The 23,149-nt window shown below is 64.3% G+C and carries 18 protein-coding genes; 16 read left to right on the top strand and 2 right to left on the bottom strand.

Annotated features, from left to right (window positions below; translation table 11 throughout):
- Positions 1 to 253 precede the first annotated feature (253 nt).
- Complete coding sequence (locus F3J20_RS23210; RefSeq protein ID WP_167284639.1) at positions 254 to 1,450, bottom strand: M20 aminoacylase family protein; 1,197 nt, start codon at positions 1,448 to 1,450, stop codon at positions 254 to 256.
- Positions 1,451 to 1,626: 176 nt separating this feature from the next.
- Between F3J20_RS23210 and F3J20_RS23205 the strand changes: the two genes are divergently transcribed.
- Positions 1,627 to 3,705, top strand: coding sequence for a molybdopterin oxidoreductase family protein (locus F3J20_RS23205; protein ID WP_167284638.1), 2,079 nt, complete (start codon positions 1,627 to 1,629; stop codon positions 3,703 to 3,705).
- Positions 3,706 to 3,865: 160 nt separating this feature from the next.
- Positions 3,866 to 5,539, top strand: coding sequence for a long-chain fatty acid--CoA ligase (locus F3J20_RS23200; RefSeq protein ID WP_167284637.1), 1,674 nt, complete (start codon positions 3,866 to 3,868; stop codon positions 5,537 to 5,539).
- Between the two features lie 248 nt (positions 5,540 to 5,787).
- On the opposite strand, the gene F3J20_RS23195 is transcribed toward F3J20_RS23200, so the two are convergent.
- Positions 5,788 to 6,963 carry a porin gene (locus F3J20_RS23195; RefSeq protein ID WP_167048665.1) on the bottom strand — a complete coding sequence of 392 codons (1,176 nt, stop codon included), beginning with the start codon at positions 6,961 to 6,963 and terminating at the stop codon, positions 5,788 to 5,790.
- Positions 6,964 to 7,269: 306 nt separating this feature from the next.
- On the opposite strand from F3J20_RS23195, the gene coq7 reads away from it, so the two are divergent.
- The 14 genes from coq7 to F3J20_RS23125 all read left to right on the top strand — a co-directional run bounded on the left by coq7 (position 7,270) and on the right by F3J20_RS23125 (position 23,142).
- The gene (coq7, locus tag F3J20_RS23190) at positions 7,270 to 7,908 is read left to right on the top strand and encodes a 2-polyprenyl-3-methyl-6-methoxy-1,4-benzoquinone monooxygenase (RefSeq protein ID WP_167284636.1); all 639 of its coding nucleotides are present in this window, start codon (positions 7,270 to 7,272) and stop codon (positions 7,906 to 7,908) included.
- A gap of 421 nt (positions 7,909 to 8,329) precedes the next feature.
- Positions 8,330 to 8,758, top strand: coding sequence for a division/cell wall cluster transcriptional repressor MraZ (gene mraZ, locus F3J20_RS23185; RefSeq protein ID WP_167048669.1), 429 nt, complete (start codon positions 8,330 to 8,332; stop codon positions 8,756 to 8,758).
- A 15-nt stretch (positions 8,759 to 8,773) separates the two neighbouring features.
- A complete protein-coding gene (gene rsmH / locus F3J20_RS23180; RefSeq protein WP_167284635.1) occupies positions 8,774 to 9,727 on the top strand; it encodes a 16S rRNA (cytosine(1402)-N(4))-methyltransferase RsmH in 954 nt (317 codons plus the stop codon).
- Entirely contained in the window at positions 9,724 to 10,074 is a 351-nt protein-coding gene (gene ftsL / locus F3J20_RS23175; protein ID WP_167048673.1) for a cell division protein FtsL, read from the top strand. The genes rsmH and ftsL overlap by 4 nt, the downstream gene beginning before the upstream one ends.
- On the top strand, positions 10,071 to 11,936 hold the full coding sequence (locus F3J20_RS23170) for a penicillin-binding protein 2 (protein ID WP_167048675.1): 1,866 nt from the start codon (positions 10,071 to 10,073) through the stop codon (positions 11,934 to 11,936). The genes ftsL and F3J20_RS23170 overlap by 4 nt, the downstream gene beginning before the upstream one ends.
- Positions 11,933 to 13,495, top strand: coding sequence for a UDP-N-acetylmuramoyl-L-alanyl-D-glutamate--2,6-diaminopimelate ligase (locus F3J20_RS23165; protein ID WP_167284634.1), 1,563 nt, complete (start codon positions 11,933 to 11,935; stop codon positions 13,493 to 13,495). The genes F3J20_RS23170 and F3J20_RS23165 overlap by 4 nt, the downstream gene beginning before the upstream one ends.
- Positions 13,492 to 14,904 (top strand): UDP-N-acetylmuramoyl-tripeptide--D-alanyl-D-alanine ligase, encoded by a 1,413-nt coding sequence (murF, locus tag F3J20_RS23160; RefSeq protein ID WP_167284633.1) that lies wholly within the window; start codon positions 13,492 to 13,494, stop codon positions 14,902 to 14,904. The genes F3J20_RS23165 and murF overlap by 4 nt, the downstream gene beginning before the upstream one ends.
- A 17-nt stretch (positions 14,905 to 14,921) precedes the next feature.
- Positions 14,922 to 16,091 (top strand): phospho-N-acetylmuramoyl-pentapeptide-transferase, encoded by a 1,170-nt coding sequence (mraY, locus tag F3J20_RS23155; RefSeq protein ID WP_167048681.1) that lies wholly within the window; start codon positions 14,922 to 14,924, stop codon positions 16,089 to 16,091.
- A gap of 25 nt (positions 16,092 to 16,116) precedes the next feature.
- A complete protein-coding gene (gene murD, locus F3J20_RS23150; protein WP_167284632.1) occupies positions 16,117 to 17,628 on the top strand; it encodes a UDP-N-acetylmuramoyl-L-alanine--D-glutamate ligase in 1,512 nt (503 codons plus the stop codon).
- A complete protein-coding gene (gene ftsW, locus F3J20_RS23145; RefSeq protein WP_167048685.1) occupies positions 17,625 to 18,890 on the top strand; it encodes a putative lipid II flippase FtsW in 1,266 nt (421 codons plus the stop codon). The genes murD and ftsW overlap by 4 nt, the downstream gene beginning before the upstream one ends.
- Positions 18,887 to 20,011 carry an undecaprenyldiphospho-muramoylpentapeptide beta-N-acetylglucosaminyltransferase gene (gene murG, locus F3J20_RS23140; RefSeq protein WP_167284631.1) on the top strand — a complete coding sequence of 375 codons (1,125 nt, stop codon included), beginning with the start codon at positions 18,887 to 18,889 and terminating at the stop codon, positions 20,009 to 20,011. Before ftsW ends, murG begins: the two co-directional genes overlap by 4 nt.
- Positions 20,008 to 21,411: a UDP-N-acetylmuramate--L-alanine ligase gene (murC, locus tag F3J20_RS23135; protein WP_167048689.1), complete on the top strand. Its 1,404-nt coding sequence runs from the start codon at positions 20,008 to 20,010 to the stop codon at positions 21,409 to 21,411. The genes murG and murC overlap by 4 nt, the downstream gene beginning before the upstream one ends.
- A gap of 1 nt (position 21,412) precedes the next feature.
- Positions 21,413 to 22,366, top strand: a complete 954-nt coding sequence (locus F3J20_RS23130) for a D-alanine--D-alanine ligase (protein WP_167284630.1) — start codon at positions 21,413 to 21,415, stop codon at positions 22,364 to 22,366.
- A 23-nt stretch (positions 22,367 to 22,389) separates the two neighbouring features.
- A complete protein-coding gene (locus tag F3J20_RS23125; protein WP_167048693.1) occupies positions 22,390 to 23,142 on the top strand; it encodes a cell division protein FtsQ/DivIB in 753 nt (250 codons plus the stop codon).
- Positions 23,143 to 23,149: the final 7 nt, after the last annotated feature.

The raw sequence follows: 23,149 nt of genomic DNA, 5'->3' as shown, positions 1-23,149 counted from the left end.
GTGAAACGACTCCACGCCGATGATAGTGCGGATTGCCCGTGTGAAAGTAGGTAATCGTCAGGCTCCTCATGCTGTAACACGGACCCCGGCTTCTCGACCTGAGTGCCGGGGTCCGGCCGTTTACGGCCCGATTCCTCTCTAATGCCAGCATGGATTCGCTGGACGCACGGGAGCGTCGGGCAGAACTGTCAAAAACCGGGCCACTCTATTCGCTGATCTACAGCAAGGCACGGCAACACTCACCCACTACGCCTCACTTCCCCTGCGCGAGAAACTTCTGCGCCAGCCGAACCCAATAAGTCGACCCGACCGGCAGTAATTCATCGTTGAAGTCATAGCTTGCGTTATGCAGCATGCAAGGGCCTGCGCCGTGTCCAGCTTCCCGATGCCCGCCTTCTCCGTTGCCCAGAAAGGCGTAGCAACCCGGTTTCGCCAGCAACATGAAGGAAAAATCCTCAGCGCCCATTGTCGGCTCGACGGCATCGTCGACATTTTCCGTACCGACAATCTCCGTCATCACCGTCGCCGCAAAACGCGCTTCCTCGCCACTGTTGACCGTCGGCGGGTAGTTTCGATGGAAGCGGACCTGGACTGAGCAATCGTATGCTTCAGCGGTACTCTCCGCGATCTTGCGCATGCGCGTTTCGATCAGATCGAGCGTCTCCGTTGTGAAAGTCCGCACCGTTCCCGCGATCCACGCATCGTTCGGGACAACGTTGACCGCGTCGCCGGCATGAATCTGGGTAATCGACAGCACCGCCGTATCTAGCGGCTTCTTGTTGCGCGTGATGATACTTTGCAGTCCATTCGCGATCTGCACCGCCGTAAAAACCGGATCGCGCCCATTGTGCGGCAGCGCGGCATGCGCGCCCACGCCCTTGATTTCGATGCGGAATTCGTTGCTCGACGCCATGATCGGACCTTCCGTCACCCCGAAGTGACCCGCCGGTATGCCCGGCCAGTTGTGGATGCCGAACACCGCATCCACTGGGAATTTCACGAACAGGCCATCGTCGATCATTGCTCGCGCACCAGCGCCGCCTTCTTCGGCCGGTTGGAAAATGAACACGATCGTGCCGTCGAAATCACCGTGCCTCGCCAGATATTGCGCTGCACCGAGCAGCATCGCGGTATGTCCATCATGACCGCACGCGTGCATCTTGCCGTCGTTTTTCGAGCGGTGCTCGAAGCTGTTGAGTTCCTGAATCGGTAGCGCATCCATGTCGGCACGCAAGCCAATCGCGCGCGTGCCGTTGCCACGTTTCAATACGCCGACCACACCTGTTTTACCCAATCCACGATGAGTTTCGATGCCCCATGACTCGAGCGTCCGGGCGACGAGATCGGCCGTCATTGCCTCCTCATAGCGCAGTTCCGGGTGGGCGTGGATGGTTCGTCGGAGAGTCTGGATTTCGCCGCGAGCGGCCTGGATTTCGGGGATCAGTTTCATGATGGCGTGATGGTGTGCTGGGCTTGCGTGGGATCGCTCGGGGCCGCTTGGCCCGGGCACGGAGATAATCGATTCTACGCCGAAGGTATTTTTGGCGGCACCACCCAGGTCGGCGGCCTAATGGCGTAATAAAATTCCACATTGCTCGTGCTCACCGTCTGCCTGGAAACATTTCGATGAATGCCCCGACCGAATTCGCACGTGCCGTGTGTCCGCACGATTGCCCCGACACCTGTGCGATGCGTGTGACCGTCGAGAATGGGCGGGCGATCAAGGTCGCGGGCGACCCGGAGCATCCGCCGACACAAGGCGTGTTGTGTACCAAGGTTAGCCGCTATGCTGAGCGTGTGTACCATCCGAACCGGCTAACCACGCCGATGAAACGCATCGGTCGCAAGGGCGAAGGGCGCTTTGAGCCGATCAGTTGGGACGCCGCGCTGGAACTGGCCGCGACTCGTCTGGCGGAGATCGCGCGCCGCGCACCGGAAGCGATTCTGCCGTACAGCTACGCCGGCACGATGGGGCTCGTGCAGAACGAGAGCATTTCGCTGCGGCTTTTTCACAAGCTCGGCGCGTCCCAGCTTGACCGCACGATTTGCGCCGCGGCCGGCGCCGCGGGGCTGAAATACACGTACGGTGCGAGCATCGGCATGCACATCGAGTTTTTTGCCGAGAGCGAAGTCGTTCTGATCTGGGACGCCAATCCGATCGCGTCGAATTTGCATTTCTGGACGCGCGCGCAGGAAGCCAAGCGTCGCGGCGCGCGGCTGATCGCAATTGATCCGTATCGCTCGCTCACCGCCGAGAAATGCCACCAGCACATTGCATTGAAGCCCGGCACCGATGCCGCTTTGGCGCTCGGCATGATGCATGTGCTCATCGAAGAAGACAGGCTCGACCATGCGTACATCGCCGCGCATACGCTGGGTTTCGCCGGGTTGAAGGAGCGCGCGCTTGGCTATCCGCCGTCGCGAGTTAGCGAGATTTGCGGTATCGAAGAGCGGACAATCGTAGAACTTGCGCGGCTTTACGGCAGCACGAAGAAGGCCGCGATTCGCCTGAATTACGGTCTGCAACGCGTGCGCGGCGGTGGCAATGCGGTACGCGCCATCGCGTGTCTGCCGGCGTTGACGGGGGCTTGGCGCGAACGTTCGGGTGGCGCGCTGCTGTCATCGAGTGGCTGGGCGCCGGTCGATTCGCATGCTCTGCAGCGTCCGGACCTGATGCCCGGCTGGCCGGCCAAGCCGAGCCGCGTCGTCAATATGAATGCGATTGGCGACGCGTTGCTGCATCCCGGCGACGCCGCGTTCGGTCCGAAAATCGAGGCGCTTGTCGTCTACAACTCGAATCCCGTGGCGGTCGCGCCGGACTCCGAGCGCGTTGCAGCCGGTTTTGCGCGCGAGGATCTGTTCACTATCGTGCTCGAACATTTCCAGACCGATACCGCCGACTACGCCGACCTGCTCCTGCCCGCCACCACGCAGCTCGAACACCTCGACGTGCACAAGTCGTACGGCCACACGCACGTGATGGCTAACCTGCCTGCGATCGCCCCAATCGGCGAAGCCCGCCCGAACACCGAAATCTTTCGCGGCATCGCGCGCCGCATGGGACTCGACGACACCGCGCTATTCGAGAGCGATGAAGCGATCGCGCAGGCCGCGTTCCGCTGGCAGGACAAAACGCTCGAAGGCATCGACTGGGCGACGCTGAAACAGAACGGCTGGGCCAAACTCAACCTGCCCGATGCACCTTTTGCCGACGGCGGTTTCCACACGCCATCCGGCAAGTGCGAGTTCTATAGTGAACGTCTCGCGCAGCAGGGGCTCGATCCGCTGCCCGACTATCTGCCGCCCCACGAATCCGCCGACGGCGCGCCCGAACTCGCCTCCCGTTATCCGCTCGCGATGATTTCGCCGCCCTCGCGCAACTTCCTGAACAGCACCTTCGTGAATATCGAGAGTTTGCGTGCGACGGAAGGTGAGCCGCATCTCGACATCCATCCAGCCGACGCTCACGCGCGAAACATCGCCGACGGCGAGCAGGTGCGTATTTTCAACGACCGCGGTTCGATGCAGGCGCGCGCCCGCGTGACCGACAGGGCGCGCGAAGGGCTCGTGGTCGGATTGTCGATCTGGTGGAAAAAGCTCGCGCCGGACGGTCGCAACGCCAATCAGCTGACGAGCCAGGCACTCACCGATCTCGGCGGCTCCGCCACGTTTTATGACTGTCTCGTCGAAGTCGAGCGAGCCTGAAATGCCCCCGGAAGGCCAGCTGCACGGCCACTCGGCATCCAGGCCCCCACGGGTTCGAGTCAGCAGTCTAACCTCATCGCTTTCGTCGATAGCAATAATGTGTCCATGCTACGATGCGATTTTTAGCACGACCATTCGAAAATAATTCAGGAGACGCTGCATGGAGAAAATCTGGCTGAAATCTTATCCGCCCGGCGTTCCCGCAGAAATCAACCCTTCCCTTTATTCGTCGGTAGCCGAACTGCTCGAGGATGCGTTTCGCGAACACCGGGCCAAGCCGGCGTTCGTCTGCATGGGCAAGGAAATCAGGTACGGCGAACTCGACGAACTCTCACGCAAGCTCGCCGCATGGCTTCAGTCGAAGGGACTCGCGCGCGGCGCGCGAGTCGCGATCATGATGCCGAACGTGCTGCAATATCCGGCGGCGATCGCCGGCATCTTGCGCGCGGGCTACGTCGTCGTGAACGTGAACCCGCTCTACACGCCGCGCGAACTCGAGCATCAGTTGAAGGACAGCGGCGCCGAAGCGATTATCCTGCTCGAGAATTTCGCGGCAACGCTGCAGGCGATCGTGCGCAATACGGCGGTCAAGCATATCGTCGTTGCGACGATGGGCGACCTGATGGGCATCAAGGGCCCGCTCGTGAACTTCGTCGTGCGCAAGGTCAAGAAGATGGTGCCGGCGTGGAGCCTGCCGGGCCACATCAAGTTCAACGCCGCGATCGCGCAGGGCGCGGGTCTCGGTTTCAAACCCGTCCAGCAGGGACCGGACGACGTGGCGTTCCTGCAATACACGGGCGGCACGACCGGCGTGGCCAAGGGCGCGACGCTGCTGAACCGGAATCTGATCGCGAACGTGCTGCAATCGGAAGTGTGGCTCAATCCGGTGCGCGCGAATCGTACCGATATCGATCAGTTCATCACGGTCGTCGCGCTGCCGCTTTATCACGTGTTTGCGCTGACCGTGTGCGGCTTGCTGACGATCCGCACCGGCGGTCTCGGCGTGCTGATTCCGAATCCGCGCGATATTCCCGGCACGATCAAATCGCTGGAAGGCTATGCGATCACGACGATCCCTGCCGTCAACACGCTCTACAACGCGTTATTGAACAGCCCCGATTTCCACAAGCTCGACTTCTCGAAGTTGCTCACCGCGAACGCCGGCGGCATGGCCGTGCAGGAGGCGGTCGCGAAGCGCTGGTTCGAGGCAACGCGCACGCCGATCGTCGAAGGGTACGGGTTGTCGGAAACGTCGCCGTGTGCGACCTGCAACCCGGTCACGGTGACCGAATACAGCGGCACGATCGGTTTGCCGCTGCCGTCCACCGAAATCTCGATCCGCGATGACGACGGCAACGAAGTGCCGCTCGGCCAGGCCGGCGAAATCTGCATCCGCGGACCGCAGGTGATGGCGGGCTACTGGAACCGTCCGGACGAAACCGCGAAGGTCATGACCCCGGACGGCTTCTTCAAATCGGGCGATGTCGGCATGATGAACGCGGATGGCTTCGTGAAGATCGTCGACCGCAAGAAGGACATGATTCTCGTGTCGGGCTTCAACGTGTATCCGAACGAGATCGAGGACGTCGTGGCGAAGCTGCCGGGCGTGTTCGAAGTCGCTGCGGTCGGCGTGCCGGACCCGCATTCGGGCGAGGCGGTGAAGCTGTTCGTCGTGAAGAAGGACCCGGCGCTGACCGACGAGGACATCTTCGCGTACTGCAAGACGCAACTGACCGGCTATAAACGGCCAAAGGTCGTCGAATTCCGCACGGAACTGCCGAAGAGCAACGTCGGCAAGATTCTGCGCCGCGAGCTGCGCGACGGAAGGGCGTGAGCGCATCGGAGCGTGCCAGGCCGGCACGCTAACCGGCGAGTCAGATAGCAAACAGGAAAACCCGGAAGAAAAACCCGGCGGACGAAAGCCCGCCGGGTTTTTCTTTGTCGAGATTGCCGCCCGAGAGAACCGCGCACGGCAAACACCCGGCACCGCGAATCCACCGGTTCCCCGGCTAGCCACAAATGGCGAGCACAAAAAAAGGCGCCCGAAGGCGCCTTTGAGACAAACTGCGTTTTTACGACTTATTAGAACTTGTGACGGATACCGACGCGAGCCGTGAACTGGTTGGCGCTCGTCGAGCCGGTCAGGCCGTTGATGCCAGCCGTTGCAGCGACCACGCCATTGCCGGCTGCGTTCAGCACATCGCCCAGAGCATGCTGGTACACGCCGATCACGTACACGTCCGTACGCTTGGACAGGAAGTAGTCCACGCCCACAGCGCCTTGGTGGTACTGAGCCGTCGACGCACCTGCGATGCTCGCGCCACGCGTGTAGTCGTATGCAGCGCCGACCAGCAATGCCGGGGTCAGCTGATACTTGAAGTTGACTTCGCCGTTGTTGAACGTAGCCGACTGACCGCGGACGCTCGGTTGCGCGAACGTCGTGCCGAGGTTGGCGAAACGGATGTTCGAATACGTCAGGCCGATGGTAGCCGCGCCGAACGTGTATGCACCACCCGCACCGATCACCTGGTACGTGTTAGCCGACGTGTAAGCGCCGTAGACCGGCGAGGTCACTGCCGCGTTCGGTGCCGTGATCGTGCCGCCGTTGTTGAAGATACCGCCCGAAGCTGCCGGCGTACGTGCGTTCAAATAGCCGACGCCCAATTGCAGCGGACCGTTGTTGTAGCCAGCGCCCAACGACCAGATCTGGTTGCCGGAGAAGTTGCCTGCCTGGCCGCCGAGGCTATACGTGCCGCCGAACGTCAGGCCGCCGTAGTTCGCGCTCGTGAACTTGACCGTGTTGTTGGTGCGATACGCGTTGTTGAAGTTGTCGATATCGCCCGGGTGAGCAGCGATGTAGCCGCCCCACTGATCGCCCGCTTCGAACGGACCGACGTAGTCGACGACGGAGTCGTACTGACGACCCAGCGTGACCGTGCCGAAGTTGCTCGACAGGCCGACGTATGCCTGACGGCCGAACATCAGGCCGCCTTGGCCGAGCTTGCCGTTGGTCACGTCAAAGCCGTTTTCCAACACGAACAGGGCCTTCAGACCGCCGCCCAGGTCTTCCGTGCCGCGCAGGCCGAAACGCGAGCCTTGCAGAACGCCGCTGGACATGTCGTACTTGTGGTAGCCACCCGAGTTGGTGTTCATGTTGATACCAACGTCGACGATACCGTACAGGGTCACGCTGCTCTGCGCATGTGCGACGCCTGCGAATGCGCCCAGTGCTGCGAGAGCGAGAAGCGACTTTTTCATCGAATGATCTCCAAGGATTACGAATCTTTTGTACAAGGCGAAATATTTATCTAGGGCTCAAAGGCCTTGCTTGTCCAACTTCGCGAGAAGTTGCCACGTAATGTAACAAAAGGCATACATGCCACAAAGAAAAAGCGGAGGGCCTGGACGGCTCCTGTTTCGTTTACGCAACATGGTCTAGAATCGGAAATGGGTCGCCCATTTCATGCGGATTCGAGCTTTCCGCGCAGCCGGTTTTGCGTCGCAAAGCCTTGTCGCGCGGACCTTCCGCTGCGATGAGGCGCAGCTTGAATCGGGGAGCGTTTTATGTGGCTGGACGAGTTGATTGGCGAGTTTGATCGGGGTTTACGCTCACTGACGGGCGTGTCGCGGATGGGTCGTCCGCTACCGGTTCCGCACGAGTCGGCGGCGATGGCCGAGGCGCCCGAACTCTCGCCAGCGGAGCGCGCGCACGCGGCCGGTTTGATGCGCGTGAACCATGTCGGCGAGGTCTGCGCACAGGCGCTTTATCAGGCGCAGAAACTCACCACGCGTTCGCCCGTATTGCGCGCCATGTTCGAGCACGCCGCCGCCGAGGAAGAAGACCATCTTGCGTGGACCGCGAAGCGTCTCGAGGCGCTCGACTCGCGTCCGAGTCTGCTGAATCCTCTTTGGTACGCGGGCGCGTTGGCGGTCGGTCTCGCGGCCGGGCGCATGGGCGATCGCGTAAGCCTTGGCTTCATGGCCGAAACCGAGCGTCAGGTGGAGTTGCATCTCGATAGCCATCTCGAGAAACTGCCGGCAGCCGATCACGAATCGCGCGCGATCGTCGAGCAGATGCGTATCGACGAAGCGCAGCACGGCCGGGCCGCGATGGATGCGGGCGGCGTCGAACTGCCGTTTCCCGCGCGCGCGCTGATGCGCGCGATGTCGAAGGTCATGACGCGCATGGCCTATTACCTATAAAACTGTCAAGCCGAACCGCCGCTGAAACCCGTTTTCCGAAACCGGGGCGGCGTTGCGCCCGCCGCTTCCTGTAAGCCCTCCGCAAGGCCTGTTTATCCCTCCCGATCCGGCTTAACGATCTCTTTCAATCCGCGCTGTTTCCCCGCACTTTTCACGTATCACCTTCACAAGTTTCACTAGCTCATTCATTTATAACGGTTTTCCGTTTTATATCTGACGTGAGGGAGTCGCGCTAAGTCCTTGTTCTAGCAAACAAAATTCGCTCGAAAAGCGGGCCGCTCCCTTGACCCGTGTTTAGCGTTCCTCTAAAGTGGGAGACAGTGTGAGAAAGTGTATTTTTGTGTGATCTCAACACCACTTTCGGGTAGATTTTTACGAATCGGGAAGCCGGCGCAATAGCGCTGCAAGAGGGGAGAGCGAAGTGTTCCAAGGGGCGTCGGCGCTGACGCTCGATGCGAAGGGGCGGATGTCGATTCCCTCTCGTTATCGGGATGCGCTGCAAACACAGGCAGAGGGACGGGTGACGATCACCAAGCACCCGGACGGCTGCCTGTTGCTCTTTCCGCGCCCCGAATGGGAAATCTTCCGTGACAAGGTCGACAAGCTGCCCATGAACGCAGCCTGGTGGAAGCGCATTTTTCTCGGCAATGCAATGGATGTGGATATGGACGGCGCAGGCCGTGTGCTCGTGTCGCCGGAGTTGCGCACGGCCGGCTCGCTGGAGAAGGAAGTGACCCTGCTCGGCATGGGCCGTCACTTCGAGTTGTGGGACGCACAGATTTACGCCGCGAAGGAACAGGCGGCGATCGCCGAGGGCATGCCCGACGCGTTGAAAGATTTCACGTTCTGATCGCAGCTTATTTATATGGCATCTGCGATGAGAAACGAGTTGCAGCATCGCACGGTGCTGCTGAACGAAGCGGTCGACGCGCTGGTGACGCGCGCGGACGGCACGTATGTGGACGGCACGTTCGGCCGCGGCGGGCATAGCCGTCTCGTGCTGGAGCGCCTGGGCGACGCGGGGCAGCTGATCGCGTTCGACAAGGACCCGCTCGCCATTGCGACGGCGCAACAGATCGGCGATCCGCGCTTTGGCATCGTGCATGAGAGTTTTGCTTCACTGCGCTCCGCGATGGCGGAGCGTGGCGTAGGACGGGTGTCGGGGGTGTTGCTGGATCTGGGCATTTCGTCGCCGCAAATCGACGATCCGGAGCGGGGCTTCAGCTTTCGCGCCGACGGCCCGCTCGACATGCGGATGGACCCGACGCGCGGCGAGTCCGCGGCTGACTGGCTCGCGCGGGCCACGGTGCAGGAATTGACGGAGGTGATACGAGATTATGGGGAAGAACGGTTTGCTTTTCAGATTGCAAAGGCGCTTGTTGCTCGCCGGGCAGAGTCCGACCGTCTTGGGCCTCTCGTCAGCACGGGCGAGCTTGCCCAAATCGTGGCTAACGTCGTCAAAACCCGTGAGAAGGGTAAGGACCCGGCAACCCGCACCTTTCAGGCTATACGGATTCACGTCAATCAAGAGCTTGCGGAGTTGCAAGTCGTTCTAGAAGCAGCACTGTCGTTGCTGGAGCAAGGGGGGCGGCTGGTGGTCATCAGCTTTCATTCGCTCGAGGATCGGATCGTCAAGCGATTCATGCAGGCGCACGCGAGCACGCCGGCGGTCGACCGCCGCCTGCCGATCCGCGCGGTCGACCTGCCGAGCCCCCCGCTCAAGATCATCGGCCGCGTATTCCCGGGCGACGCCGAGCTCGCCGACAACCCGCGCGCCCGTTCTGCCGTGATGCGCGTGGCGGAGCGGATCGCGCCATGAACCGTCTCAACATTTTCCTGCTGATCATCGTGATGGGCTGTGCCTTGTCGGTCGTCAACGCGACCAATCAGCAGCGTCAGATTTTCATCCAGCTGCAGCGCGCCCAATCGCAGGAGCGCCAGCTGCAGCAGGACTATTCGCAGCTTCAATATCAGCAGAGCGCGCTGTCGAAAACCTCGCGCATCGAGCAGATCGCCACCGCCTCGCTGAAGATGCAGTCGGTCACGACGGGCCGCACCCAGTACCTGACGCTCGACCCGGGCGCCGCGAAGGCCGTCGACGCGCCGATCCCCACTTCGGCACCGGCCTCGGCACCGGCGGCAACCCGTCGCGGAGGCGTGCGATGAAAAAATCGTCGGCTCGCAAGAGCGTTGCGTTTTCCGCCAATCCGATCCTGTCGGTGCGCCTGCCGATGTGGCGCTCGAAGCTCGTCGTGTTCATGCTGTTCATGGCGTTCGTCGCGCTCGCCGGGCGCGCGTTCTGGATTCAGGGACCAGGCAACGCGTTCTATCTGAAGCAGGGCGAAATCCGCTATCAACGCCGCATCGAATTGCCGGCCACGCGCGGCAAGATTCTCGACCGCAACGGTCTCGTGCTTGCCACGAGTCTGCCCGTGCGCGCGATCTGGGCGATTCCCGACGCGGTGCCCGACGATCTCGGCGCCGACAAGCTCGACTCGCTCGGGCGTCTGCTCGGCATGACGACGAAGGAGCTGCGCACGAAACTGTCGGAAGACAAGAATTTCGTCTACGTGAAGCGCCAGGTGCCGCTCGACGTCGCCACGAAAGTCGCCGCGCTCGACATCCCCGGCATCTACTCGCGCGAGGAATACAAGCGCTTCTATCCGGAAGGCGAGATCACCGCTCACCTGATCGGCTTCACGAACGTCGAGGACGAGGGCCAGGAAGGCGTCGAACTCGGCGACCAGAAGCTGCTCGCCGGCATGTCGGGCAGCCGCCGCGTCATCAAGGACCGCATGGGTCACGTGATCGAGGACGTGGACGAGCAGGTCGTGCCGCACAACGGGCAGGACGTCGATCTGTCGATCGACAGCAAGATCCAGTACATCGCGTATACGAACCTGAAAGCGGCCGTCGAGAAATTCAAGGCGAAGGCCGGCGCGGCGATGGTGATCGACGTGCGCACGGGCGAAGTGCTTGCGCTCGTCAATTACCCGACCTACAACCCGAACGACCGCTCGCACCTGACCGGCGACCAGCTGCGCAACCGCATCCTGACCGACACGTTCGAGCCGGGCTCGATCATGAAGCCGTTCACGATTTCGCTCGCGCTCGATCTGCACCGCGTGACGCCGACTACACTGGTTGATACGGGCAACGGCCACTTCGTACTCGATGGCGCGCCGATTACCGACGACGCCGGCTTCGGCGTGCTGACGGTCGGCGGCGTGATCCAGAAGTCGAGCAACATCGGCGCGACCAAGATCGCGATGCAGCTGCGGCCCGAAGAGATGTGGAACATGTACACCAGTATCGGTCTCGGCCAGGCGCCGAAGGTCGGTTTCCCCGGCGCGGCGGCGGGCCGTCTGCGTCCGTGGAAAAGCTGGCGCCGCATCGAGCAGGCGACCATGTCGTACGGCTACGGCCTGTCGGTGTCGCTGTTCCAGCTCGGCCGCGCATACACCGCGATCGCGCACGACGGCCAGCTCATGCCGGTGACGATTTTCCACACGCCGGGTGACCAGCCGGCCACCGGTCCGCAGATCTTCTCGCCGACCACCTCGCGCGAAGTGCGCACGATGCTCGAATCCGTCGTGTCGGCGCAGGGTACGTCGCCGGATGCGGCGGTGCCCGGCTATCGCGTCGGCGGCAAGAGCGGTACCGCGTACAAGCACGGTCCGCACGGCTACGACCACTCCAAATACCGCGCGTCGTTCGTCGGCATGGCGCCGATGCCGAATCCGCGCATCGTCGTCGCCGTGTCGGTCGACGAACCGACCGCGGGCAGCCACTTCGGCGGCCAGGTGTCGGGGCCGGTGTTCTCGGGCATCGTCGGCGACACGCTGCGCGCGCTCAACGTGCCGCCCGACATGCCCGTCAAGCAGATGGTCGTGACCGACGACTCGGCTCCGCCCGCGCCCGGTGCGCCGGCGACGCAAGCCACGGTGAAGAAGCTGTCCACGAGTCCCGGCGTGAAAAAGATGACCATTTCCGCCAACGCGAAAAATCGTCCCGGAGTCGAGCGATGAGCGTGCTGCGCGAGCAACATCCAGCGCACCGGCAGATCGCCGACGCCCTCGCCTGGCTGCACGAGCACGTGCGGCCAGGCGCGCAATTGCATGCCGACACGCGCTCGCTCGCGGCCGGCGACGCGTTCTTCGCCTACGCGGTCGACGGCGCGGACAACCGCCCGTTCATCGGCGCCGCGCTCGACCGTGGCGCGACGGCTGTGCTTGTGCAACCCGAAGGTTTCGCCGGCGCGCTCGACGCGTCGGTCGCGCACGCGGTGCCGGCGCTGAACGAACTGGCCGGCTCGATCGCGAGCGCATGGTACGGCGAGCCGAGCGATGCGATGCTCGCGGTCGGCATTACGGGCACGAACGGCAAGACTTCGTGCAGCCAGTGGATCGCCACGGCGCTCAGTGCACTTGGCACGCGCTGCGCGATCGTCGGCACGCTCGGTACCGGTTTCCCCGGCCAGCTCGTGCACACCGGCTTCACGACGCCCGACGCGCCGCAACTGCAACGCAGTCTCGCGCAACTGCGCGACGCGGGCGCGCAGGCGATCGCGATGGAAGTGTCGTCGCATGCGCTGCATCAGGGGCGCGTGAACGGCACTGCATTCGACATCGCCGTATTCACGAATCTCACGCAGGATCATCTCGACTATCACGGTACGTTCGACGCCTACGAGGCGGCGAAGGCACGCCTGTTTGCCTGGCCCGAACTGCAGGCAGCCGTGATCAATCGCGACGATGCCGCCGGCCGCCGTTTGCTCGCGGCCACGCGCGGCCATGCGCGCACCATCGCGTACGGCATCGAAGCCGGGCAAGGCAGCGTCGACGCCAAGGATGCGCCGCAAGCCGACGCGTGGCTCGTCGCCTCGAACGTGCGTGCCACGACCACCGGCACGGCGTTTCATCTGACTACCTCGGACTGGGGCAGCGCCGAAGTCGACGTGCAAACGCTCGGCGCGTTCAACGTGAGCAATCTGCTTGCGGTGCTCGGCACGCTGCTCGCCGCGGACGTGTCGTTCGACGCGGCGCTTGCCGAACTCGCGAAGCTCGAATCGGTGAACGGCCGCATGCAGCGCCTTGGCGGCCGTCTGCAAAACGACGAGCCGCTCGTCGTGGTCGATTACGCGCATACGCCCGACGCGCTCGAAAAGACGCTCGCCGCGCTGCGCCCGATCGCGGCCGCGCGCGGCGGCGAACTCGTCTGCATGTTCGGCTGCGGCGGCGACCGCGATGCAACCAAGCGTCCGCTGATGGGCGCGATCGCCGAAAAGCTCGCCGACAGCGTTGTCGTTACGAGCGACAACCCGCGCAGCGAAGATCCGCAGTCGATCATCGAGCAGATCGTCGCGGGCATGCGGGACGCGTCGCGGGCGCGCTGCATCGAAGACCGCGCGAGCGCGATCCTGCAGGCGATCCGCGGCGCCGCGCGCGAAGACGTCGTCGTGCTGGCCGGCAAGGGACACGAAGCCACCCAGGAAATCATGGGCAAGAAACGCGCATTCTCCGATCAGGACCACGCCCGCCTCGCGCTTGCCGCGCGCGCGACGCACGCACGCGGAGGTGGCGAATGAGCATGTTCTCGCTGCACGAAGCCGCCGCGCTGATTCCGGGCGCCACCGTGTCGGGCGACGCCGGCGCGCGTTTCGAGCGCGTCTCGACCGACAGCCGCAGTGCCGGCCCCGGCGACCTGTTCGTCGCGATCAAGGGCGATCGCTTCGACGCGCACGACTTCCTGCCGCAAGTCGCCGAGCGCAACGTCGCGGCCGTGCTCGTCACGCGCACGCCGGAGAACTGGAGCGTGCCCGCGATCCGCGTCGCCGAGACGCGCGCCGCGCTCGGCGCGCTCGCGCGCGGCTGGCGCCGCCAGTTCGGCATGCCGCTCGTCGCGGTCACGGGCAGCAACGGCAAGACCACGGTCAAGGAAATGATCGCGTCGATTTTCGCGGCCGCGGTCGGCGCGGATGCGCGTCTTGCCACCGCCGGCAATTTCAACAACGACATCGGTCTGCCGCTCACGCTGTTCCGTCTGCACGCCGCGCATCAGCTCGCGGTGGTCGAGCTCGGCATGAATCATCCGGGCGAAACCGAACTGCTCGCGAAGATCGCCGAGCCGACGGTTGCCGTCGTCAACAACGCGCAGCGCGAGCATCAGGAATTCATGGCGACCGTCGAAGCGGTCGCGCTCGAACACGCGAGCGTGATTCACGCGCTGGCGCCCGACGGCACGGCCGTGTTCCCCGCCGACGATGCCTACGCGAGCATCTGGCGCGTGGCCGCGACCGGCAACCGCATCGTCGATTTCGCGCTGAACAGCGCGGAGCGCACGACCGAAGCCGCGGTGACGGGCCGCTTCGACGGCCAGCGCCTGAGCATCGACACGCCGCAAGGCCACCTCGACGTCACGCTGCAGGTGCTCGGCGATCACAACGCGCACAACGCGCTCGCGGCGACTTCGGCGGCGCTCGCCGCGGGCGTGTCGCTCGACGCGATCCGGCGCGGTCTCGAATCGTTCGGCGCGGTGAAGGGGCGTCTGCAAGTGAAGCAGGCCGCGCTCGGCACGCTCGCGGGCGCCACCGTGATCGACGACACCTACAACGCGAATCCCGATTCGATGCGCGCCGCGATCGACGTGCTCGCGTCGCGCGCCGCGCCGCGCGTGCTCGTGATGGGCGACATGGGCGAAGTCGGCGACAACGGCCCGGCGTTTCATCGCGAAATCGGCGCGTATGCGAAAGAGCGCGGTATCGACGCGCTGTATGCAATGGGCGACGCCTCGCGCGACGCCTGCACCGCATACGGCGCGGGCGCGCACCACCTCGCCGATGTCGGCGCGCTGGTCGCGCAATTGCAGCAGGCCGGCTTCGGCGCGGCCGCAACGCTTCTCGTGAAAGGCTCGCGCTTCATGCAGATGGAGCGCGTGGTGGACGCCGTGACGAGTCCACAACCCAACGCCGCGGGCACGACGCCCGCAGCACATTGAAATAGAAGGAACCCGGCATGCTACTGGCGCTGGCGCAATGGCTGCAGAATGACGCAAGCTTCTTGCGCGTGTTCAGTTATCTGACGTTTCGCGCGGTGATGGCGACCATCACCGCGCTGTCGATCGGGCTCGTCTGCGGCCCGGCGGTAATTCGCAAGCTGACCGCGATGAAGGTCGGCCAGGCCGTGCGCAAGGACGGTCCGCAAACGCACCTCGTCAAATCCGGCACGCCGACGATGGGCGGCGTGCTGATCCTGCTCGGCATCGCCGTGGCCACGCTGCTGTGGGCCGACCTGACCAACCGCTTCATCTGGATCGTGATGCTCGTCACGTTCGGCTTCGGCGTGATCGGCTGGGTCGACGATTACCGCAAGGTCGTCTACAAGGACCCGCGCGGCATGTCCTCGCGCGAGAAGTATTTCTGGCAGTCGGTGATCGGTCTGTTCGCGGCGGTCTATCTCGCGTTCAGCGTGTCCGAGGCGAGCAACGTGCGCGTGTTCGACCTGTTCATGGCGTGGGTGCGCAGCGGCCTGTCGATGGGCTTGCCCGCGCGCGCCGACCTGATGCTGCCGTTCTTCAAGTCGATCAGCTATCCGCTCGGCGTGTGGGGCTTCATCGTGCTGACGTATCTCGTGATCGTCGGCGCGAGCAATGCCGTGAATCTGACCGACGGCCTCGACGGCCTCGTCATCATGCCGGTCGTGCTGGTGGGCGCGTCGCTCGGCGTGTTCGCGTACGTGATGGGCAGCTCGGTCTATTCGAAGTACCTGCTGTTCCCGCACATCGCCGGCGCGGGCGAATTGCTGATCTTCTGCTCGGCGATGGGCGGCGCGGGCCTCGCGTTCCTGTGGTTCAACACGCACCCGGCGCAGATGTTCATGGGCGACGTCGGCGCGCTCGCGCTCGGCGGCGCGCTCGGCACGGTCGCGGTGATCGTGCGCCAGGAAATCGTGCTCTTCATCATGGGCGGCATTTTCGTCGCGGAAACGCTGTCGGTGATGTTGCAGGTCACGTGGTTCAAATACACCAAGCGCCGCTACGGCGAAGGGCGGCGCCTCTTCAGGATGGCGCCGCTGCATCACCATTTCGAATTGTCGGGCTGGAAGGAAACGCAGGTGGTCGTGCGTTTCTGGATCATCACGTTGATGTTGTGCCTGTTCGGTTTGTCCACTCTCAAATTGCGTTAAGCAGCGGTATTTAAGGAAGCAGGCGATGTTCGGCGAGAAGTTTCGGGATCGGCAAAAGCCGAGGGTGCTCGTGCTGGGACTGGGTGAATCCGGTCTCGCGATGGCGCGCTGGTGCGCCAGGCACGGTTGTCGGCTGCGGGTGGCCGATACGCGCGAGGTGCCGCCGAACCTGTCCGCGCTCGAAGCGGATGGCGTCGATGCCGATTTCGTCGGCGGTCCGTTTGCGCCGGTGCTGCTCGACGGCGTCGAACTGGTCGCGATCAGCCCGGGGCTGTCGCCGCTCGCCGCCGATCTGCTGCCGCTGATCGCGGCGGCGCGCGAGCAGGGCATTCCGGTGTGGGGCGAGCTCGAACTGTTCTCGCAGGCCTTGCGCACGCTCGGCGAATCGGGCTACGCGCCGAAGGTGATCGCGATTACCGGCACGAACGGCAAGACCACGACGACGAGCCTGACCGGCCTGCTGTGCGAACGCGCGGGCAGGAAGGTCGCGGTGGCCGGCAACATCAGCCCGTCGCTGCTCGACAAGCTCTCCGAAGCGATCGACCAGACCGCGCTGCCCGACGTGTGGGTGCTCGAACTGTCGAGCTTCCAGCTGGAAACCTCGCATACGTTTGCGCCCGATGCGGCGGCCGTGCTCAACATCACGCAGGATCACCTCGACTGGCACGGCGGGCTCGATGCGTACGCGGCGGCGAAGGGTCGCATCTTCGGTACACAGACCGTGCGCGTGCTGAATCGCGACGACGCGCGCGTGATGTCGCTCGCGTCCGCGAGCGGTGAAGCCGAAGTGATCACGTTCGGCGTGGCCGAACCGCAGAACGACGGCGATTATGGTCTGCTGCGCGATAACGGCATGGTGTGGCTCGTCGAGGCGCACGATCGCGACGCGAGCGACGAACCGACACCGAAGCGCCGCCGCAAGAACGAAGCGGCCGCCACGCCGGACATCGCGCTGAAGCGCCTGATGCCCGCCGACGCATTGCGCATCCGCGGCTTGCACAACGCCGCGAACGCGTTGGCCGCGTATGCGCTCGCGCGCGCGATCGGCCTGCCCGGCGCGCCGTTGCTGCATGGCTTGCGCGAATATCGCGGCGAGCCGCATCGGGTGGAACTGATCGCGTCGATCGACGGCATCGACTACGTGGACGACAGCAAGGGCACCAACGTCGGCGCGACGGTCGCCGCGCTCGACGGTCTCGCGCAGCGCATCGTGCTGATCGCCGGCGGCGACGGCAAGGGCCAGGCGTTTGAACCGCTCGCCGCGCCGGTCATGCGCTGGTGTCGCGCGGTGATGCTGATCGGCCGCGACGCGCCGCAGATTCGCGCGGCGCTTGAGCACAGCGGCGTCGCAATGACGGATCACGCGACGCTCGAAGAAGCGACGCGCGCTGCCGCCGCGCTCGCTCAGCCTGGCGACGCGGTGCTGCTCTCGCCCGCCTGCGCGAGCCTGGACATGTTCAGGAGTTACGCACATCGGGCCGAGGTATTCCGCGGCACGGTGGAAGACATCGCGGCCGAACGGGGGACGATGATATGAGCTGGTCGGAACGTTTCGGCTCGCGCGAAGCAGCCGGCAGTAGCGCCGGCCCGGCGCGCGCCGCTGGCCGCACGGGCGGCAGTGGTCTCGCGAGCGCGGTCAACGGCGTGCGTCCGCTGCGCTCGCGCATGCTCGACTACGACCACTCGCTGCTGTGGGTCGTGGTCGCATTGCTCGGGCTCGGCATCGTGATGGTGTATTCGGCGTCGATCGCAATGCCCGACTCGCCGAAGTACGCCTCGTATCACGACTACGCGTTCCTCGTGCGCCAGGTCATCTTCGTCGTGATGGGCGCCGTGGTCGGCGTCGTGTCGTTCCGCATTCCGATTTCGACGTGGGACAAGTACGCGCCGAAGCTCTTCCTGATCTCGCTCGCTGCGCTCGTGATCGTGCTGATTCCGCACATCGGCAAGGGCGTGAACGGCGCGCGCCGCTGGATTCCGCTCGGCATCACGAACATGCAGCCGTCGGAAATCATGAAGCTCGCGGTGACGATCTACGCAGCGAACTACACGGTGCGCAAGCAGGAGTACATGCACAGCTTCGCCAAGGGCTTTCTGCCGATGGCGGTCGCGGTCGGTCTTGTCGGCGCGCTGCTGCTGCTCGAACCGGACATGGGCGCGTTCATGGTGATCGCGGCGATCGCGATGGGCGTGCTGTTCCTCGGCGGCGTGAACGGCAAGCTGTTCGGCGGCCTCGTCGCGACCGCGGTGGGCACCTTCAGTCTGCTCGTGTGGGCGTCGCCGTGGCGTCGCGAGCGGATTTTCGCCTACCTCGATCCGTGGGACGACCGCTACGCGCAGGGCAAGGCCTATCAGCTGACGCACTCGCTGATCGCGTTCGGCCGCGGCGAGTGGTTCGGCGTGGGCCTCGGCGGCAGCGTCGAGAAGCTCAACTATCTGCCGGAAGCGCATACCGACTTCATTCTCGCGGTGATCGGCGAGGAACTCGGTTTCGTCGGCGTGCTGGTCGTGATCCTGATGTTCTACTGGATCGTGCGCCGCTCGTTCGAGATCGGCCGTCAGGCGCTCGCGCTCGACCGCACGTTCGCGGGTCTCGTCGCCAAGGGCATCGGCCTCTGGTTCGGCGCGCAGACCTTCATCAACATGGGCGTGAACCTCGGGCTTCTGCCGACCAAGGGGCTCACGTTGCCGCTCGTCAGTTACGGCGGTTCGGGCATTCTGCTGAACTGCGTCGCTATCGCTGTCCTGATGCGGGTGGATTACGAGAACCGGGTGCTGATGCGCGGGGGCAAAGTATGACGGCTCTGCCACAACGCACGCTGATGGTGATGGCCGGCGGCACCGGGGGACACGTGTTCCCGGGGCTCGCGGTCGCGCACCGGATGCAGGCGTGGGGCTGGAAAGTCGTGTGGCTCGGCAACCCGGCGGGCATGGAAGCGACGCTCGTGCCGAAGCACGGCATTCCGATGGAGTACGTGCGTTTCGGCGGCGTGCGAGGCAAGGGTTTGAAGACCAAGCTGATGCTGCCGGTGAACCTGCTGAGCGCCTGCACGCAGAGCTTCTCCGTGCTGCGTCGCGTGAAGCCCGATGTCGTGCTCGGCATGGGCGGCTACATCACGTTTCCGGCCGGTCTCATGACCGCGCTGAGTGGCCGGCCGCTCGTGCTGCACGAACAGAATTCGATTGCGGGTCTCGCGAACAAGGTGCTCGCGAAGCTCGCGAAACGCGTACTCGTCGCGTTCCCGAATGCGCTGCCGCACGGCGAATGGACCGGCAATCCGATCCGTGAGGAACTTGCGCGCGCGAATGCACCCAAAGCTCGCTACGCGCAACGCAGCGGTCCGCTGAACGTGCTGGTGGTGGGCGGCAGTCTCGGTGCGGCAGCGTTGAACGATGTGGTGCCGCGCGCGGTTGCGCTGCTGGGCGCCAACGAGCGCCCGCGCATCGTGCATCAGGCGGGGGCCAAGCATATCGACGCGCTGCGCGAGAACTACGCGGCAGCCGGCTTGCAGGCGGGTGCCGACGTCTCGCTCGTGCCGTTCATCGACGACATGACGAGCGCCTACGAAGCGGCCGATCTGGTGATCTGCCGCTCGGGCGCGATGACGGTCTCGGAGATTGCGGCGGTCGGCGTCGCCGCGTTCTTCGTGCCGTTCCCATATGCGGTGGACGATCACCAGACCACCAACGCAGCGTTTCTCGCCGACAACGGCGCGGCGCTGGTCGTGCAACAACGCGATCTGTCGGCGCAAAAGCTCGCCGACTGGTTGCGCAGCCAGACACGCGAAAGTCTCGCGGAGATGGCGGAGCGTTCGCGCTCGCTCGCGAAACCGGATGCCACCGAACAGGTCGCGCAGATCTGCGCGACGGTGGCGGGTGCGGGTTCGACGGCGGGCATGAGCCCTGAAGGAAAGCAATGAAACACATCGTCAAACATATTCATTTCGTCGGCATCGGCGGTGTCGGCATGAGCGGCATCGCCGAGGTGCTCGTCAATCTCGGCTATCAGGTGAGCGGCTCGGACCTGTCGGGCAACGCGGTCACCGAACGTCTCGCCGCGCTCGGCGCGCGCATTTCGATCGGCCACGCGGCGGAAAACATCGAGGGGGCGAACGCGGTGGTCGTGTCGACCGCGGTGCGCAGCGACAACCCCGAAGTACTCGAAGCGCGTCATCGCCGCATTCCGATCGTGCCGCGCGCGGTGATGCTCGCGGAGCTGATGCGCCTGAAGCAAGGCATCGCGATTGCCGGCACGCACGGCAAGACCACGACCACCTCGCTCGTCGCGAGCGTGCTCGCGGCGGGCGGGCTCGATCCGACCTTCGTGATCGGCGGGCGGCTGATCAGCGCGGGCGCGAATGCGCGCCTGGGCACCGGCGACTTCATCGTTGCCGAGGCCGACGAATCGGACGCGTCGTTCCTGAACCTGTTCCCGGTGATCGAAGTCATTACGAACATCGACGCCGATCATATGGATACCTATGGTCACGACTTCGCGCGTCTGAAGCAGGCGTTCATCGAATTCACGCACCGTCTGCCGTTCTACGGCATCGCGGTGCTGTGCGTCGACGATCCGAACGTGAAGGAGATTCTGCCGTTCGTGTCGAAGCCGATCATCCGCTACGGCTTCGCGGCCGACGCGCAGGTGCGCGCGGTCAACGTCGAGGCGCGCGAAGGCCGCATGCATTTCACCGCGATGCGCGAAGACGCGGCGCCGCTCGACATCACGTTGAATCTGCCGGGCGAGCACAACGTACAGAACGCGCTGGCCGCGATCGCGATCGCGACTGAACTTGAAGTGAAAGATGCCGATATCCAGCGAGCGCTTGCGGATTTCAACGGCGTCGGCCGGCGCTTCCAGCGCTACGGCGAAGTGCCGGTTATGAGCAACGGTGAGGCCGCCGGCGCCTACACGCTGGTGGACGACTACGGTCATCACCCGGTCGAAATGGCGGCCACGGTGGCAGCGGCGCGCGGCGCGTTTCCGGGCCGGCGTCTCGTGCTGGCATTCCAGCCGCACCGCTTCACGCGCACGCGCGACTGCTTTGAGGATTTCGTGAAGGTGCTGTCGACTGTCGACGCGCTCGTGCTGACCGAGGTCTACGCGGCCGGCGAAGCGCCGATCGTCGCCGCGGACGGCCGCGCGCTCGCGCGCGCGCTGCGCGTCGCGGGCAAGGTCGAGCCGGTGTTCGTCGATACGGTCGATGAAGTGCCGGACGCGCTCTCCACCGTGGTGCGCGACGGCGATGTGGTGATTACGATGGGCGCGGGTTCGATCGGCGGTGTGCCGGGTCGCCTCGCTCAGGAACAGAAGGTGTGAGATGAGCAGCATCAAATCCGATCAACTCGCTAAACAATTCGGCAAGGTGGCCGTGCTGCTCGGCGGTAATTCCGCCGAGCGCGAGGTGTCGCTCAATTCCGGGCGGCTGGTGTTGCAAGGCCTGCGCGACGCGGGCATCGACGCGCATCCGTTCGACCCGGCCGAGCGTCCGCTGTCCGCGTTGAAGGAAGAGGGTTTCGTGCGCGCGTTCAACGCGCTGCATGGCGGTTACGGCGAGAACGGCCAGATTCAGGGTGCGCTCGATTTCTACGGCATCAAGTACACCGGTAGCGGCGTGCTCGGCTCGGCGCTCGGTCTCGACAAGTTCCGCACCAAGCTCGTGTGGCAGCAGCTCGGCATTCCGACGCCGCTGTTCGAAGCGGTGCTGCGCGGCGACGACTACGCAGCGCGCTCCAAAGAGATCGTCGCGAAGCTCGGTCTGCCGCTGTTCGTGAAGCCGGCCAGCGAAGGGTCGAGCGTCGCCGTCATCAAGGTGAAGAGCGCGGACGCGCTGCCGGCCGCGCTGCTCGAAGCCGTCAAGCACGACCGTATCGTGGTGGTCGAGAAGAGCATCGAGGGCGGCGGCGAATACACCGCGTGCATCGCCGGCAATCTGGACCTGCCGGTGATCCGCATCGTGCCGGCCGGCGAGTTCTACGACTACCACGCGAAGTACATCGCCAACGACACGCAGTACCTGATTCCGTGCGGCCTGCCCGCCGACGAGGAAACGCGCCTGAAGCAGCTCGCGCGCCGCGCGTTCGACGTGCTCGGCTGCGCCGACTGGGGCCGCGCCGACTTCATGCTCGACGGCGAGGGCCAGCCGTATTTCCTCGAAGTGAACACGGCGCCCGGCATGACCGATCACTCGCTGCCGCCGAAAGCGGCGCGCGCGGTCGGCATCAGTTATCAGGACCTGGTGGTCGGCGTATTGGCGCTGACATTGAACGACTAATCAAGGCAATCGCAAGCAACACCATGTGGAACAACGTTCGCCAGCTCAATCTCGCCAGCAATGCCTTGCATGCGTTGCTGGTGCTCCTGCTGCTGGCGGCGGGCGGTTACTGGCTGATCCAGCGCCCGAATTTCGCGTTGCGCGAAATCCAGATCGACGGCGACACCGAGCATATCAATTCGCCGACGGTGCGCGCCGGCGTGGTCGGCAAGTTGAAGGGCAACTTCTTCACCGTCGATCTCGATGTCGCGCGGCAGGCCTTCGAGCAGATGCCGTGGGTGCGCCACGCGAGCGTGCGGCGCGTCTGGCCGAATGCACTGGCTGTCACGCTGGAGGAGTACAAGCCGCTTGGGACGTGGGGCAGCGATCAGCTCGTGAGCGTCGACGGCGAGCTGTTCACGGCGAACCAGGGCGAGCTCGACGAGGATCTGCCCGCGTTCGACGGCCCGGACGGTACGGCAAAGGAAGTCGTCGCGCGTTATCACGACTTCCAGAAGTGGTTCGCGCCGCTCAATGCGACGCCCGAGGAAGTAACGCTGTCGCCGCGCTACGCGTGGACGGTGAAGCTCTCGAACGGCACGCAGGTGGAGCTGGGGCGCGAACGCAATCAGGACACGCTCGCCGATCGCAGCAGGCGTCTGACCGCGGCATGGAACGCGGTCACGCAACGTTGGGGAAAGGATATCGAGTATGCGGACTTGCGCTATCCGAACGGTTTCGCGATTCGTGCCGCTGGCATGCGCTTCATCAGCGAACCCGACAAGGGCAAGAAGTAAACGGACA

The organism is Paraburkholderia sp. Cy-641, assembly GCF_011752945.1.
Taxonomy (GTDB): domain Bacteria; phylum Pseudomonadota; class Gammaproteobacteria; order Burkholderiales; family Burkholderiaceae; genus Paraburkholderia.
This window is presented reverse-complemented; position numbering and strand designations above follow the sequence as displayed.

What these genes read in the sequence shown, in the direction of transcription:
- F3J20_RS23210 (WP_167284639.1), bottom strand. Translation starts at nt 1,450, where the DNA reads ATGAAACTGATCCCCGAAATCCAGGCCGCTCGCGGCGAAATCCAGACT.
- F3J20_RS23205 (WP_167284638.1), top strand. Translation starts at nt 1,627, where the DNA reads ATGAATGCCCCGACCGAATTCGCACGTGCCGTGTGTCCGCACGATTGC.
- F3J20_RS23200 (WP_167284637.1), top strand. Translation starts at nt 3,866, where the DNA reads ATGGAGAAAATCTGGCTGAAATCTTATCCGCCCGGCGTTCCCGCAGAA.
- F3J20_RS23195 (WP_167048665.1), bottom strand. Translation starts at nt 6,963, where the DNA reads ATGAAAAAGTCGCTTCTCGCTCTCGCAGCACTGGGCGCATTCGCAGGC.
- coq7 (WP_167284636.1), top strand. Translation starts at nt 7,270, where the DNA reads ATGTGGCTGGACGAGTTGATTGGCGAGTTTGATCGGGGTTTACGCTCA.
- rsmH (WP_167284635.1), top strand. Translation starts at nt 8,774, where the DNA reads ATGGCATCTGCGATGAGAAACGAGTTGCAGCATCGCACGGTGCTGCTG.
- ftsL (WP_167048673.1), top strand. Translation starts at nt 9,724, where the DNA reads ATGAACCGTCTCAACATTTTCCTGCTGATCATCGTGATGGGCTGTGCC.
- F3J20_RS23170 (WP_167048675.1), top strand. Translation starts at nt 10,071, where the DNA reads ATGAAAAAATCGTCGGCTCGCAAGAGCGTTGCGTTTTCCGCCAATCCG.
- F3J20_RS23165 (WP_167284634.1), top strand. Translation starts at nt 11,933, where the DNA reads ATGAGCGTGCTGCGCGAGCAACATCCAGCGCACCGGCAGATCGCCGAC.
- murF (WP_167284633.1), top strand. Translation starts at nt 13,492, where the DNA reads ATGAGCATGTTCTCGCTGCACGAAGCCGCCGCGCTGATTCCGGGCGCC.
- mraY (WP_167048681.1), top strand. Translation starts at nt 14,922, where the DNA reads ATGCTACTGGCGCTGGCGCAATGGCTGCAGAATGACGCAAGCTTCTTG.
- murD (WP_167284632.1), top strand. Translation starts at nt 16,117, where the DNA reads ATGTTCGGCGAGAAGTTTCGGGATCGGCAAAAGCCGAGGGTGCTCGTG.
- ftsW (WP_167048685.1), top strand. Translation starts at nt 17,625, where the DNA reads ATGAGCTGGTCGGAACGTTTCGGCTCGCGCGAAGCAGCCGGCAGTAGC.
- murG (WP_167284631.1), top strand. Translation starts at nt 18,887, where the DNA reads ATGACGGCTCTGCCACAACGCACGCTGATGGTGATGGCCGGCGGCACC.
- murC (WP_167048689.1), top strand. Translation starts at nt 20,008, where the DNA reads ATGAAACACATCGTCAAACATATTCATTTCGTCGGCATCGGCGGTGTC.
- F3J20_RS23130 (WP_167284630.1), top strand. Translation starts at nt 21,413, where the DNA reads ATGAGCAGCATCAAATCCGATCAACTCGCTAAACAATTCGGCAAGGTG.
- F3J20_RS23125 (WP_167048693.1), top strand. Translation starts at nt 22,390, where the DNA reads ATGTGGAACAACGTTCGCCAGCTCAATCTCGCCAGCAATGCCTTGCAT.